Source organism: Cerasicoccus maritimus (assembly GCA_031296935.1).
GTDB lineage: Bacteria > Verrucomicrobiota > Verrucomicrobiia > Opitutales > Cerasicoccaceae > Cerasicoccus > Cerasicoccus maritimus.
The window spans coordinates 71,144-84,772 of record JAVDPD010000026.1 but is presented as its reverse complement, the minus strand read 5'-3'; the positions used below and the strand labels follow the sequence as shown (position 1 = coordinate 84,772).

14 protein-coding genes are annotated in these 13,629 nt (G+C 54.7%); 5 read left to right on the top strand and 9 right to left on the bottom strand.

Annotation, left to right across the window (positions count from 1 at the left end; genetic code table 11):
* A partial coding sequence (locus tag RBB62_RS20320) for a transposase (protein ID WP_425499900.1) occupies positions 1 to 185 on the top strand: 185 nt, incomplete at its 5' end.
* Positions 186 to 388: 203 nt separating this feature from the next.
* Positions 389 to 1,882: a cysteine--tRNA ligase gene (cysS, locus tag RBB62_RS15545; protein WP_309399940.1), complete on the top strand. Its 1,494-nt coding sequence runs from the start codon at positions 389 to 391 to the stop codon at positions 1,880 to 1,882.
* 30 nt (positions 1,883 to 1,912) lie between these two features.
* On the opposite strand, the gene RBB62_RS15540 is transcribed toward cysS, so the two are convergent.
* Together RBB62_RS15540 and RBB62_RS15535 are read right to left on the bottom strand one after the other, a co-directional pair.
* The gene (locus RBB62_RS15540; protein WP_309399939.1) at positions 1,913 to 2,275 is read right to left on the bottom strand and encodes an STAS domain-containing protein; all 363 of its coding nucleotides are present in this window, start codon (positions 2,273 to 2,275) and stop codon (positions 1,913 to 1,915) included.
* A complete protein-coding gene (locus RBB62_RS15535) occupies positions 2,272 to 2,703 on the bottom strand; it encodes an ATP-binding protein (protein WP_309399938.1) in 432 nt (143 codons plus the stop codon). The genes RBB62_RS15540 and RBB62_RS15535 overlap by 4 nt, the downstream gene beginning before the upstream one ends.
* A 167-nt stretch (positions 2,704 to 2,870) precedes the next feature.
* Between RBB62_RS15535 and RBB62_RS15530 the strand changes: the two genes are divergently transcribed.
* Positions 2,871 to 3,674 (top strand): cyclic nucleotide-binding domain-containing protein, encoded by an 804-nt coding sequence (locus RBB62_RS15530; RefSeq protein ID WP_309399937.1) that lies wholly within the window; start codon positions 2,871 to 2,873, stop codon positions 3,672 to 3,674.
* 61 nt (positions 3,675 to 3,735) lie between these two features.
* Positions 3,736 to 4,812 (top strand): phosphotransferase, encoded by a 1,077-nt coding sequence (locus RBB62_RS15525; protein ID WP_309399935.1) that lies wholly within the window; start codon positions 3,736 to 3,738, stop codon positions 4,810 to 4,812.
* 1 nt (position 4,813) lies between these two features.
* On the opposite strand, the gene RBB62_RS15520 is transcribed toward RBB62_RS15525, so the two are convergent.
* The 5 genes from RBB62_RS15520 to RBB62_RS15500 all read right to left on the bottom strand — a co-directional run bounded on the left by RBB62_RS15520 (position 4,814) and on the right by RBB62_RS15500 (position 9,076).
* Positions 4,814 to 5,407, bottom strand: coding sequence for a histidine phosphatase family protein (locus tag RBB62_RS15520; RefSeq protein ID WP_309399934.1), 594 nt, complete (start codon positions 5,405 to 5,407; stop codon positions 4,814 to 4,816).
* A gap of 48 nt (positions 5,408 to 5,455) precedes the next feature.
* A complete protein-coding gene (locus RBB62_RS15515; RefSeq protein ID WP_309399933.1) occupies positions 5,456 to 6,610 on the bottom strand; it encodes a glycosyltransferase family protein in 1,155 nt (384 codons plus the stop codon).
* A 47-nt stretch (positions 6,611 to 6,657) separates the two neighbouring features.
* Entirely contained in the window at positions 6,658 to 7,116 is a 459-nt protein-coding gene (locus RBB62_RS15510; protein WP_309399932.1) for a hypothetical protein, read from the bottom strand.
* A 100-nt stretch (positions 7,117 to 7,216) separates the two neighbouring features.
* Entirely contained in the window at positions 7,217 to 8,344 is a 1,128-nt protein-coding gene (locus RBB62_RS15505; RefSeq protein ID WP_309399931.1) for a glycosyltransferase, read from the bottom strand.
* Between the two features lie 21 nt (positions 8,345 to 8,365).
* Positions 8,366 to 9,076: a DNRLRE domain-containing protein gene (locus tag RBB62_RS15500; protein ID WP_309399930.1), complete on the bottom strand. Its 711-nt coding sequence runs from the start codon at positions 9,074 to 9,076 to the stop codon at positions 8,366 to 8,368.
* A 128-nt stretch (positions 9,077 to 9,204) separates the two neighbouring features.
* Between RBB62_RS15500 and ppk1 the strand changes: the two genes are divergently transcribed.
* Complete coding sequence (gene ppk1, locus RBB62_RS15495) at positions 9,205 to 11,337, top strand: polyphosphate kinase 1 (protein ID WP_309399929.1); 2,133 nt, start codon at positions 9,205 to 9,207, stop codon at positions 11,335 to 11,337.
* Here the strand turns inward: ppk1 and RBB62_RS15490 are convergent.
* Together RBB62_RS15490 and RBB62_RS15485 are read right to left on the bottom strand one after the other, a co-directional pair.
* Positions 11,334 to 13,298: a tetratricopeptide repeat protein gene (locus RBB62_RS15490; RefSeq protein WP_309399928.1), complete on the bottom strand. Its 1,965-nt coding sequence runs from the start codon at positions 13,296 to 13,298 to the stop codon at positions 11,334 to 11,336. The two genes, ppk1 and RBB62_RS15490, sit on opposite strands and share 4 nt — an antisense overlap.
* A gap of 3 nt (positions 13,299 to 13,301) precedes the next feature.
* Positions 13,302 to 13,574, bottom strand: a complete 273-nt coding sequence (locus RBB62_RS15485; RefSeq protein WP_309399927.1) for a hypothetical protein — start codon at positions 13,572 to 13,574, stop codon at positions 13,302 to 13,304.
* Positions 13,575 to 13,629: the final 55 nt, after the last annotated feature.

Here is a 13,629-nt window from a genome sequence, read left to right as displayed (position 1 = left end):
TACCACCATATAGTCCGGACCTCAACCCCATCGAAAACGCATTCTCCAAACTCAAAAGTATGATCTGTCGCGCTGCGGCCAGAACTTTTGAGCAACTACTAGACGTCGTTGCGGAAGCTCTCAATAAACTAACCAGTAAGGATTGCTGGGCTTATTTTAAACATGCAAAGTATCGGACTAATTAAAGTGCAAATGCTCTAGAGATAACATGAAGTTGCCGGGTCCAGCCCTTGCTCAACCCGGCAACTTCATGTTATCTCTAAGCCTCTCTCTGACCGCGATACTGAAACCTTTGGCGAATGCGGGCCTTCCGTGTGCAGACTGCCGCGATGAAGGTGGATTTCGGGGTTGAATTGGCCGCGAAATTGGGTGTTCTAGAGCGTTCATCATGGCCATACAACTCAACGACACGCTCTCGCGATCCCGGAAAACGCTCGTCCCTTCGGACGGTGAAACATACCGGTTCTACTGCTGTGGGCCGACGGTTTATGGTCCGGCGCACATCGGTAACTTCCGCACCTTCGTCGTGCAGGATGTCCTGCGTCGCGTGATCGAAACTGATTTTCTGGCGCACGCGGATCCCAGCAAAGACCCGATTAAGGTAATTCATGTGCGCAACATCACAGACGTTGACGACAAGACGATTCGCACCAGCCAACAGCTCGGCGAAACGCTGAAGGCGTTTACGACCAAGTGGACCGAGAAGTTCCACGCCGACTGCGATGCGCTCAACTGCCTGGCACCCGACGTCGAACCGCGCGCGACGGAACACATCGAGCAGCAAGTGAAGCTCGTGGAAGACCTCCTTGCGGGCGGTTTTGCCTACGTGGGCGGCGATGGCTCAATTTACTTCAAGGTCTGTGCCTGCGAGCATTACGGCGAACTGTCCCACCTCGACCGCGATCAGTTGCAAACCCAGGGCGAAAACAGCGCTGGGGAAGCCAATGACGCCGACGAATACGACCGCGAGTCGGTTAGCGACTTTGCACTCTGGAAGGCGCACAAGCCCGAAGACGGCGACAACAAGTGGACCGGCCCCAAGAATCCTGCTACCGGCGAAACCATCGACGGACGTCCTGGCTGGCACCTCGAATGCTCGGCGATGAGCACCGCCTACTTGGGCGATTCGTTTGACCTGCATGGCGGCGGCGTGGACCTCTGCTTCCCGCACCACGAAAACGAAATTGCGCAGAGCGAGTCGGCCAACGGCAAGCGCCCTTTCTGCCACCACTGGTTCCACAGCGCGCACCTGATGGTCGAGGGCAAAAAGATGTCCAAGAGCCTGGGCAACCTCTACACCCTCGACGACCTGGCCGAGAAAGGCCACACGCCGATGGAGGTGCGCTACGTGCTGATCAACGGCCACTACCGTTCGCAGCTCAACTTTACCTTCAATGGTTTGCAGGCTGCGGCTAGCGCAATGGCCAAACTCGAAAAGGCCGTGAAGCCAATCCTCGAGCTGGTAGATATGACTCAGAGTGAATTCCGCGATTTGTGCAGCAAACCTACGGCGTTGACCACGACCGGGATGTTTGTGCGCGCCTGGGAATGCCTCTGCGACGACTTAAACGTGCCCGGCGCACTCGGCGAAATCTTCAGCTCGATCGGCGATTTGAATGACCCTTCCTTTGAAAAGAGCGCGATCACTGGCCAGTTGTTCTCGTTGGCTGGCCTGATGTACTGCCTCGGTTTGGAACTCTATGCGACGCCGGAAGCGCCTAAGGCGGACATCCCGGAGCTCATTCAACAGCTGGCTGCCCAGCGTTGGGAGGCCAAGCAGTCCAAAGACTGGGCAACCGCCGACGCCCTCCGCGCCGAAATCCAAAATGCGGGCTGGGTCGTGCTGGACAGCAAGGACGGCTACGAATTAGAGCCTGTCTAAAAGCACGCGCCAGCAAATCTCTCTGACGTGTTAGACGCCTTCCTGGACATTCTTCAGGTAGGCGTCCATTTCTGCTGTGCTGCTGAAGACTTCGCGCAGCGGAATTGCTTTCACAATATCGAAAACCTTTTCCACTTGAGGCGACAAGTTGGCAAAAACCAGTTGGCCACCACGGCTGGTCATCTCGCGCCGCAGTTTGGCAAATGAACGCAAGCCAGCGCTCGAAATGTAATTTAAGTCCTTTAGGTCGAGTGCGACCGCTTTGACTTTTGGGCTAAGTCGAGTGTGGATATACTCATCAAATTGTAGCGAAGTGTTCGTGTCCAACACACCATTCAGGAAGCAGGTGATACGACCATTCGATAACTCGATGGAATCAATATTTAATTTCATGACGATACAGTAGAGAATGCAGGCAGCGTTATGTGTAGGATATTCTGATCATTTCGTCGATGATATTCGATGTGTTCAGACAACTCCAGAACGATAAAAAAACCAAATCCGCCTTGCATGCGCGATGCATCATCCGCCGCAATGTCGGCAGGTGGTATCTCGGTCAGTGGATTAAAAGGTTCGGCGAAGTCGGAGACTGTCAGACGAACGGCGCTATTCACATCGCATTCAAGCCATATCGACTGGTCGCCCTTGCGTGTACCGTGTTGAAGGACGTTGCCAACAACCTCTTCAACTACTAATAGCGCATCTTCTAATGCGTTTACTGGAGTTTGACGCGCAAGCAACCACTCCTGCAATCGAGCTTTACAATCACTCAATTCAGGTGCTTCGCAGAGACAGTAGCGCCAGGGTTCCTTTTCAGGCATTCATCAACAATATGGCGGAATCAGAAGCATTTGGCAAGCAACGAACGCTTGATCTCCAGTAGCGACTCCCGAATCGCCATAGTCCTATTCCCAGCTCGTATCTAGGGTTTAAAAGGACCTCCGCAGAATTGAATCTACAATAAAACTTATGCTATAAGTCACCTTTCATGGAAAGAAGACGCTATGCTGCTGGATCAGTCATCTTTCGTCAGGGAGATGAATCACAGGATGTTTACCGGATCGTTTCCGGGCAGGTTCAAATTGGCATCGATGATGGCAATGGCAAAGACATGATTCTCGCCACCCTTGGCGAAGAAGACATCTTTGGAGAGATGGCCATGATCGATGAAAGTCCGCGGTCGGCGACCGTGACCGTAGTAGAAGACTGCGATCTGGAAGTTATGGAGCCGGGAGATTTTACCGAGACTTTTTTCACTAACCCAGTGGTGTTGGCGCCCTACCTTGCTTGCTTGATCGACCGCCTGCGCACCTCGAACGAGAAGCTGTTTGATCTGAGCCAAAAACTGGCTCAACGCACAAATGGCTCGGCAACGCGGCCTCCACCAACGCGCTCCATTGGGAGTCGTTTTATTGGAACCGGCATGGTGCTCATCCCCAAATCGCCGCAAGCCAAGCGGTCGATGGCGCAACCGCGCGTGCCGATTTCCAAGTTCCCTTTCCGAGTTGGTCGGTCTGGCAGCAGTGGAGCGGACATCCTCCAGAAAAACGACCTTTCGCTGATCAATATTGATCCAAGCCAAGTCGCCAAGAACCACATTTCCATAGAGCAGGAAGACGGCGCAGTCTGGATTCGCGACCGTAAGACGCGCCGGGGCACGATGGTCAATGGTCGGCGTCTGCATCAGGATGATGGCATGCTCGTTTGCCGCCTGAGTAAACCCGTCAATGAGATCATTTTGGGGGATGACAAAAGCCCCGCAATTTACGAGCTAAGGGTGCTACAGGCATAATTGAATTGCGAGCCCAGCACAAAGTGGCTTGTCTATCGCTCGCTAATCTCCACTGCTGCTTATGAAGTATCCGGTACCGAACTCCATTGCCGAAGTTACGCCCGATTGGGTGACGCACATTCTCTGCGAGGGCAACGCCATTGCCAACTCGACAGTCACCAACGTTGACGCGCGCATTCTGGGGCAGGATATCGGCTTCCTGAGCGTGGTTGCCCGCCTCGGGCTCACCTATGACAATGCCGAGCCAGGGGCTCCTTCCGCCGTAGTCATCAAAATAGAAACCCAGCATGAGCAACTGCGGGAGATCGGCAAAGAGACACAAGCCTTCGAGCGTGAAATTCGTTTCTACCGCGATGTCGCGCCACAGATCGATGCACGTCTACCGAAAATTTACTACACCGTCGATCAGCCGCCAAGCATGGTGATCGTCATGGAAGATTTATCGAATTGCCGTCCTGGCGACCAAGTCGAAGGCATGGATCTTGATCTCGTGCTCGCGACTGCGGCCATCATCGGACGCGTGCAGGCGAAATATTGGGACAACGATGCGCTCAGCCAGCTCGATTGGATGCCGGAAACGAATCACATCGAGCTTGATTTTGACGCCAACTGGGATTCCTGCGAAAAGCACTTTGGGCACCTGATACCCGAAGAAGGCAAAGCCCTCGGGCGGCGGATGAAGGAACACATCCCGTGGATGTTTAATGAGATCGCGCACCGGCCGAAAACGATCGTCCACAACGACCTCCGTGAAGACAATCTGCTCTTCGATGAATCAGGCGCGCAAACCGAAGTCATCATTTTAGATTGGCAGTTGGCCACCCGCAGCATGGGCGTGTTCGACATTGCCCGCCTCATGGCCGCCAGCGCCCTGCCCGACCGACGACGCGGGCATGAAATTGAAATCCTCCGCGCTTGGTATGGTGCCCTCGTCGCTGAAGGCGTGACGGATTACTATTGGGAAGAGGCGCTCTTTGACCTGCGTCTCGCCCTGCTGGAATTCATATGCTTCCCGGTCAAATTCCATGCGGCCTTCATCGGCAACACCGGGCGTTCAGCCGATTTGACCAAGGTCATTTTCTCGCGCGGCTTTGCCTCGGCCATCGACCTACAGGCCGGTGTCGCCATGCCCGGCTAATTTAAAAACGAATGCAGGGCTCATCCAGGTTGTGTTCATAACCAAGGACCACGACTGCCGCTGTTGACAGCACGAAAAACGCACCACTGGACACGGGCTGCTTCAACCAGCGCGCCATGACTACGCGCAAGAAATGTCCGTGCGAAAACACAAATGCCTCGGGCTCTGAGATTTCACGTAAACGAGCAACCACTCGGTCTGCGCGTGCTTCGACATCGGCAATGGATTCACCGCCGGGTGAGCCATCCTTGAAAATGTTCCAGCCAGGATTGGTCTTGAGAATGTCGCAGGTTTTCAGACCCTCGTAGTCGCCGTAATCCCATTCCATGAGGTCGTCCCACAACTCGATTTGCTGGCTCCGCGTGGCGATTTCACACGTTTCCTTTGCGCGCTTGAGCGGGCTGCTGAAAACGTGCTCTGGCATTGGACAATAATCCCAGCCTTGGCAGCGGTCAGCCAAACGCTCGCGCACGTGCTCAGCTTCCTGCCTGCCACCGTCAGTCAACGGCAAGTCGGTGCGCCCAGTGTGTTGTCGGCTGATTGTCCACGCGGTTTCACCATGACGCGCTAGATAGATACGAGGAAGCTCACTCACAATGCAAGTCACCTTAGTGATCTAGCGCTGCCTAGCAATCTTGAAGCACTACTGTGAAGCCGGGCGCAGGGCATCGGCCGTTTCGCCGCCCGGTTGTTCTACAGCTGGCTCACCAGTGAGCATTTCCAGGAAACGCTGGTCAGCGCGGCGAGCCCAGTTACGAAACGCGGCATTGGGCGCACGGTCTTGCTGAATGAACTCCATAAACTCGTCGAGGTGGAAGGCTTCGGCCGCCATGCCGGCGCCGGCCTTCACCGCGTCGATGGCATTACACTGCTGCTCGAAGTGGCCGCCGGTGGGACGCAACAACACGGGCTTATCCAAATACATTGCCTCGCAAATCGACTCAAAGCCCGCCGTTGAAACGAAGGCCTTGCAGGTTGCCATGCGCTCCAGGAACTTCACGCCCGAGAGCTTGTGGAAAAACAGATTGGGCTGATATTCTTCCATCTCTTCCGCGCCTGAGCGATCCCAGAATCCATGAATAACCACGTGCGGATTTTGCTTCTGCCAGTTTGCGACTTCCTCGGCGTAGCCGTCATTTAAAATGTAGAGCAGGATGAAATCGCCGGGCTTTGGATCGAGCTGGATGACTTCGTCGCGGAGCAATGGCGGCATCACGAAAATCTTTCGATCCGGCAAGTCATCCATCTCACGGAAGGACAAGGCCAAGAGTTTATCCGAGCCAAAAGCCGTCATCCAATTATTGAAGAGCAGCATGGTGCGGTCCATCACCTTCCCGGGCGGAAACTCGAACTCCGGATGATGCAGCAAATACTGGTGCCCGACGCACATGATCTTCGTCTTGCGTGGGCGAAACGCCATGAATGACAATCCCGCCAGCAACTCATAAAAGTTAACGACCACGTCCGGCTTGTGGCGGCGAATGCGGCGGCGAATCACAAAGAAGCTTTTGATGTAGAGCGGCAGACGGAGCAGGTTCTTGAAGATCGTAGGCCCGATCAGAATGCCCCGGCGATTGGCGTCCACCACAAAGGTTGGGCTGCGAAACATGCGCACCGGCGCGTGAATGCCGTCCTTGAAAAACTGCGGGATGTCGCGGCGGTCATTTTTGCCGACCAGCACTTGGGTCACCTCGTGCCCATGACTCGCGAGCAAGCGTCGAAGCGCCATCGCCTGAGTGAAGTGCCCACGCCCCTCCCCCTGCACGATGAACATGAATTTGAGTTTCTTTGAGGCCACAATCGAGATTCAGTTAGAGATAGTGAATGGGGATTGGAAAGCGATGTTTAAAAATATCCGCTAATCAGTAAAATAATGCCAAGCGGCGTAAAGACCCAGTAGTCCAGCGGAGCCCCCATCCACCAGCGCGGCGCATGCCACCAGATGAGTTCTTTGCGGAAGCGTTTTATGCCGTAAGCCGGGTTGATGACGAACCACAGATAGTCTTCCAGCACCCAAAATAAAATGTAGAAGCCGAGAACCTTGCGCTCGGCTGCCGGCGTCCAGTCCAAACCGACAAAGAACGGAAAATGGACCATGACGAGCATGAAGATCAAGATCGACAAGTGATAGCCCGTCAGCGGGCGTCCACTCCAAATGAGGACGACCAGTGGGTGGTCGATGCGCCAGGTTGGCAAGTCCTCCGCCCAGCCAGCGCCACCGGTTCCTTCGGTGTTAATCTCAATCCACGCGAAAATCAGCGCAGAGATCAGCAAAAAGAAAATGAGTGCGATAAATTCCAACATCTCGGCGAGGTTTAGTGCCGTCGAAGAATTAGGCTTTCTTGGGTGAATGATCAGCTGAACACAACCACAGATTGCCGACGTCACGAAGATGTCACCTCCCCTATGTCCGCGCAGATTTTGATTTCACCTGTCTGACTGCATCTTCGTAGGCTTGCTTGGTCTCGGCAGCAATGACGCTCCAGTGCCACAAACGACGCCTTTGCAAAATCATTTCGCGGCAATGCGCCAACTGCTCGCGGTTCAGCGAATCCAGCAACTGGCCCAGTTTTTCAAAACGCTGATTATTGGCCGGGATGTAGATCGCAGCGTCGCCTAACACTTCACGCGCGTACGGATAATCCAACGTGATCTGCGGCAGCTGGTGGGCTTGCGAAAGATGCGGCGCACCCGAGGTCAGGTGGCAGTCCCCCTGCATGAACAGGAAACAATCAGCGGCATTTGCCAGTAGGCAGACAGTCTCGTCATCCGTATAGCCCGCATGGATTATGACGTTATCCATCGTGGAGGCGCGCTCGATTTGCTGTGCTGCGTATTGGCCACTCGCGGCGCCCGCCAAGACCAGCACTTCATTCGTGCGACCTGTGAAGGCATCCAACAGTTCGGCAATTTGCTTGTCCGGACGAATGGCTCCGACGTTCAGGAAAACACTCGCGTCATCCGGCAAATTTAGGCGCTGGCGCGCCTCCTCCTTGGGCGCTGATGGAAATATATCTTCGTGAAAATACCCATGACGCAGAACGACATGGCTGGCATGAGGAAAATGATAAGTCTCCAGCACGCGCTGCTTGCCCCACTCGGAATGATGGCAGCAGACATCGCAATGCTGCGCGAAAAGTAGATAAACCTCACGCCAGAAGGTTTCCTTGCCCCGATCATGTGGCAGCAGATTGTGCATCGTCCAAAAGACCGCGATGCCAGCTTCACGAAACTTCGGCAGCGTCGTGGCGAACTCCTTCAGGATCTGCTCCTCGGGCAAGTCGCGGTGGCGGCAGATGGACTCCGGCCATTGCAGATGGACGACGTCGGGCGCATGCGCTAGAATTGCATCGAGGTGGTCGGACAAATGGATGCCCCAATCCTCAAAAATCTCCGCATCAACGCCCGCTTCGCGTAGACTGTTTCGCTGATGAATATTGTAGGGGCACTGGCCAGAAATCAGGAGGGCTTTCACGATGCCGACATTAGAGTCAGCACTCGTCAGCGCGCGCAAGCATAACCCGTTATCCACTTCGACATATTGCCCCAGCTTTTAAGCTGAACGAATGGCCCTGCGACGAATGATAACCATAGCCAGACAAAGAGCTGCGGCGGTTAGCGCATAAAACCTGGGCTCAGGGACAACTGTAAAGTCGACATCCAGCACGGGCGCCACGCCCTCTTCTCTGCTGCCGAAGCGGACGGCGTTTTGAGGAGCGCCATTTGCGCCAACTAAAATGAAGCCCAAATTGCTGGATGGCAAATCGACCCAACCTTGCACTGCACTAAGCAATGAGCCAGTACTGAACACGACATCGCCGGTGGAGTTGACGAACACGCTATCGAGCTCCACACCAAAGTCTCCTCCCGGCGTGCTCCAAGGTGAAGCCCACGCAACTGAATTTGCCGGAGTTGGCGCTGTACCAATGCCACCTTGTCCACCGCTGCCGGTATTCGTTCCCTCTGTCCAGGCAGTTGTCAGCGCATGTAGTCCGAAAGTTTGCGTGCCCCTCATCTGAGCTGCATTCAATGTCAACGATACGCTGTTGATGGTTGAGCCCGTCGGAATCGAGCTTAAATCGAATTGTAACAGCGGACGTCTCTCCTGACCACTGGAATTGAAACCACCGAATAAGTCGCCAACGCTGACGGATGTGTCATTCGACATAATCGACGCGTCTTGAGAGGGGGTGAAGGAAAGTGAATCGGCGAACGCCACCGATGCAACTAACAAGGAACTGAGGATAACAGGAGTAGTATTCATGACACAGCCAAGCGTAACTTACGCATGTGATTAATCAATCTTATTTACAGCACGCCTGAAGCTGGCCATCCAGAATACTTTTAGCCTTGCCTGAAACTGCTTGCTGTTCAGGATTTTAAGTTTCCCTCATGGCCCTTCAACGCAAAGCTAAGAACACCAAGAAACTTGCCTACTTTAACCGTGAATTGAGCTGGCTGGCGTTTAACCGCCGCGTTCTCGATCAAGCTCTCTGCCAGCAGCAACCCTTGCTGGAGCGCCTAAAATTCCTCTCCATCGTCGCATCCAATCTCGACGAGTTTTTTGAGATTCGTGTCGCTGGCCTGGCGCAGCAAGTGGAATCCGGCGTGGTCGAAGTAGGCCTCGACGGCTTGGGCCCCAAGGAGCAACTCCGCCGTATTCATGCGATCACCGCTTCATTGGTGAAGGAGCAATATCGTTGCTGGCGCGAGCAACTCGTGCCGCAACTCAAGCAGCAGGGCATCGTATTCAAGGGGCGCAAAGAGCTCTCCCGCAAGGAGCTTGCCTGGGCAAAAAACTACTTTGCCGAGCAGGTTTATCCGGTGCTGACACCGATGGCGATCGACCCTTCACACCCCTTCCCGCAGCTAGTCAACAAGTCGCTCAACATCCTCGTCAAGCTGACCAAGCCTGGCCGCGGGCGCAAGGAAGCGCACATGGCCATCATCCCCGTGCCCCGCATTTTGCCGCGGGTCATTCATGTGGATGTCGAAGGCGCCAAGGAGCAGACATACATCTTCCTCAGCGACCTCATCAAGATGTTTGATGATGAGCTGTTTCCCGGCTACAGCATGAAGGGGGCGTGGGCGTTCCGCATCACCCGCAACAGCGATTTGTATATCGACGAGGAAGAGGTTGAAAACCTGCTGACCAAAATCGAGGAAGAGCTGAACAAAAAGCGCAAAGGCGACCCCGTCCGCTTGGAGATTGAAGACGATGTGGACGAGGAGATGCTCGACAGCTTACTCAAGGCCAATGAGCTGCCGTCCGATTATGTTTTCCGGATCAACGGCCCCATTAACCTGCTGCGACTGATGAGCGTTTATTCGATGATCGAGCGCCCCGATCTGAAGGACAAGCAACACCAGGCGTTCCTCCCCGAAGCGCTATCGGCCACCGCAAATATTTTTGAGAATGTCCGCGCGCGGGACTACTTGCTTCACCACCCCTTCGATTCTTTTTCGCCGGTCGTGGACTTTCTGAATCAGGCCGCCGACGACCCCAAAGTCTTCGCGATCAAGCAGACGCTTTACCGCACCAGCGGCGACTCGCCGATCATCAACGCTCTGAAACGCGCCTGTGAGAACGGCAAGCAGGTCACTGCGCTCGTTGAGCTGAAGGCCCGTTTCGATGAAGCCAACAATATCCAATGGGCGCGCGAACTGGAAGAAGTCGGCGTGCACGTCGTCTACGGCATCGTTCACCTCAAGACACACTGCAAGTGCTGCCTCGTCGTGCGCCGTGAGAAAAAAGGCCTGCGCCGCTATGCGCATCTTGGCACCGGTAACTACAATCCCAAGACTGCCAAGATTTACACAGACCTGAGTTTATTCACTGCCAACGAACGTCTCACGAGCGAAGTCGCGGACCTCTTCAACACGCTGACCGGCTTTTCGCTGGAACCGCAGTTCAAACACCTGCTTGTCGCGCCATTCAATTTGCACTCAGATATCCAAAAGCGCATAAAACGCGAAATTCGCAACGCCAAGGCTGGCAAGCCCGCCCGCATCATTGCCAAGTGCAATAGCCTCATTGAGAGAGAAACGATCAATAACCTTTATGCCGCCTCCAACGCCGGTGTGCAGGTCGATCTGATCATCCGCGGCATCTGCGCACTCGTGCCCGGCGTAAATGGCATGAGTGAAAACATCCGTGTGCGCAGCATTGTGGGTCGTTTCCTCGAGCACAGCCGCATCTACTATTTTGAAAACGGCGAGGCCGAGTCAGAATTATTTGTCGGGAGTGCCGACTGGATGGCGCGCAACTTTTTCCGTCGCATTGAGTGCGTCTTTCCGGTCCTCGATCCCGAACTGAAGGACCGCATCGTCAAAGAAATTCTCCCACAGTATCTCAAGGATACGACGGCAAAAATCCTCAAACCGAACGGCGCTTACAATCCGGTTCGTCGCACGAAAGCAGACGAGGAATTCTCGTCGCAGCAGTTCTTTCTGGAAAACCCATTAGGTGGAGATCGCTTTCGCGGCGATTCCGCAGTGCCACTATTGGATAAGCCCGGCGATTAATTCCGGCCGTAGAGGAGCTCCAATTGTTGCAGGAGTTCCTGCCCCTGAGCATTGAGCGGAGCGCCGCTTTTATATGCCAGCGCAACTTGTAAACTTGGGCTGCGATCATTATCAGGAAGCCGTTGCAATGCCTGTTTGACCATAGCGGTTTGGTCGCCAGCCATCACCAGCCCAGTTAGTGCGCTTTGCGAGACAGAGTCATTCCTTACCAGCAGCATACGCCAGTAGCTGATAGCCGTTGCTGAATCGGCATTCCACCAGGCATAAACACCCGCAATGTATAAGACGCGTGGTGATACGTTGGCCAAGCTTTGCGCGTCATCGAGACGCTGCTTCAGCTCAGCTCCGCTCGGTCGTTTGCCGGTGTCAATCAGTGTCGCTAAATCAAGATTGAACATTGCCACGATGCGCAATTCCCGCGCCGCAACTCGATCTGAATCAACAGAAAGCGCCTGATCGGCCCAAGCCAATGCCTCGTCATCCAGTTGTGCGTCGAGGGCCGCATAGCCGAGCAGCAGATAATCCTGCACCTCCGTTGGTGGTTCGCGCACCGCGCAAAAGGAAGAGAACGCCATTAGCGACGCAGCCGCCATCGCTACGCCTACGGCGACCAGCCATTTGCGTGATAGCATACGCCAAGGCGCTGTTGCCCAGCCTCCGGCCACAATGGCCAATACTGGAGCCAGCGGAAGGCGAAAGCGCGCGCTCACATAAGTCAGGATCAGGCCTCCAGAGTATGCTATAACCGCGGTGAGCAAGACAGTTAGCACCAGCGGATTCTTGCGCCCCCAGAAAACCAATGGCGTTGCCGCAACCAACAAAATCCCCCACCCCAAATAATTGAAACGCAAAAAAGGCGAAAGTTCACGATGCACAGAGTAGGTCTTGTTGTTGTACTGCTCATGTTGATTAAGCAGGTAGTAGCCTTTGCGCGCTAATCGACCAATGAATGCAAGCGGATCTTCCAAAATCATCTGGCGGGTTCGTTCGCGCCAGTAGTCATTGATATCTCTCCAACTGTGAGATGCATCGGCGCCGCGATCTTCAAGATAATGGTGCAGTGCTTCGACTCGCGCCGGATTCCGATGCTGATCGCCCTGATATATTTCGATGGTCTGCGCAAAATACTTACCGTGGGATCCGGGCTTATTGGCTGCCCACAAATTAAATGCTCCTTGCGTAGGCATCACCACGAATTCACCAGAGAGCTTTTGATTGAATGCGCCCATCAGGACTGCCGGTATGGCCAAGCCCACGAACGCCAAAAAAACAGTCCACCGCGGCGGTTGCCTTGGCTGTTTTTTGCCGACTTCAGGCTCAACCGGCGTAGCGCGTGGCCCAAAGTATGCCATCAACACCAGCACGACAGGCATCGTCAAAGTAATGGCCCAAAGCTGAGGACGCGCCAGCGCGGCCAAGGACAATAAGAAGCCAGACGCCAGCGCAGATTGAGCGGCAGCAGTTCGGATAAAGCTCACCGCGCGATCCAGCCCCGCCAAGAGCAAGGCAATGCTCAGCGTGATGTCTAATGGATCACCGATGAAAAAGAGCCCCACCGGATAAAACGCCCAGATCGCCATTGCGACAAGCTGAGCGCGCTCATGATTCCATAGCGCACCTGCCAAGCGATAAACCAGCCACAGGCTCACCAGCCAGGACGACAAATTAATCAATCGCGCAAAGTCGGGCCAAAGCGCTTCCGGCAGCCCAAGGCCCACGCCCAGGGAAAGCATCAACGGATACAACGGCGCCCGATACATCGGCTCGCGCGGCAATGCTCCATCGGCAATCGACCAAGCCAGCTGCAGGTTTTCTTTGCCATCCAAGACTGGATGCGCGCCCATTGGCGTACCAGCATACCACAGGCAATAGCCGACCGCATACAGAAAGCCCAAGAGCAGGATCAGCGCGAACGCCCTCAAACCACGTTGCTTGAGTGGAGCTGAAGCATCTTCGGCCATTGGCTACTGCTGGGAAGCTTTCCAGTCGAGGTAGTCGTCGTAAGTCGGGGGCTCATCCAGAGGCTCCTTGGACTTCATCGTCACATAGCGATTCGAGCCCGGCACACGGATCGGATACTCGTAATCGACTTTTTCATAGCCAACCACCGCGCGCTGAGTCTGAGCTCCAGCGAGCTCGAACTTGTCCGCAACGGGAACGTCGTTCGCGCAGCCGGTCAAACCAGCAATAGCCCCAAGCAACAACCCACTCGTAAAGATGACGATTAACGATCGCATACAGAGAAGATGACACAGCTTCTGTGATCTGACAAGAATAACGCTAACTCGCATG

What these genes read in the sequence shown, in the direction of transcription:
- cysS (WP_309399940.1), top strand. Translation starts at nt 389, where the DNA reads ATGGCCATACAACTCAACGACACGCTCTCGCGATCCCGGAAAACGCTC.
- RBB62_RS15540 (WP_309399939.1), bottom strand. Translation starts at nt 2,275, where the DNA reads ATGAAATTAAATATTGATTCCATCGAGTTATCGAATGGTCGTATCACC.
- RBB62_RS15535 (WP_309399938.1), bottom strand. Translation starts at nt 2,703, where the DNA reads ATGCCTGAAAAGGAACCCTGGCGCTACTGTCTCTGCGAAGCACCTGAA.
- RBB62_RS15530 (WP_309399937.1), top strand. Translation starts at nt 2,871, where the DNA reads ATGGAAAGAAGACGCTATGCTGCTGGATCAGTCATCTTTCGTCAGGGA.
- RBB62_RS15525 (WP_309399935.1), top strand. Translation starts at nt 3,736, where the DNA reads ATGAAGTATCCGGTACCGAACTCCATTGCCGAAGTTACGCCCGATTGG.
- RBB62_RS15510 (WP_309399932.1), bottom strand. Translation starts at nt 7,116, where the DNA reads ATGTTGGAATTTATCGCACTCATTTTCTTTTTGCTGATCTCTGCGCTG.
- RBB62_RS15500 (WP_309399930.1), bottom strand. Translation starts at nt 9,076, where the DNA reads ATGAATACTACTCCTGTTATCCTCAGTTCCTTGTTAGTTGCATCGGTG.
- ppk1 (WP_309399929.1), top strand. Translation starts at nt 9,205, where the DNA reads ATGGCCCTTCAACGCAAAGCTAAGAACACCAAGAAACTTGCCTACTTT.
- RBB62_RS15490 (WP_309399928.1), bottom strand. Translation starts at nt 13,298, where the DNA reads ATGGCCGAAGATGCTTCAGCTCCACTCAAGCAACGTGGTTTGAGGGCG.
- RBB62_RS15485 (WP_309399927.1), bottom strand. Translation starts at nt 13,574, where the DNA reads ATGCGATCGTTAATCGTCATCTTTACGAGTGGGTTGTTGCTTGGGGCT.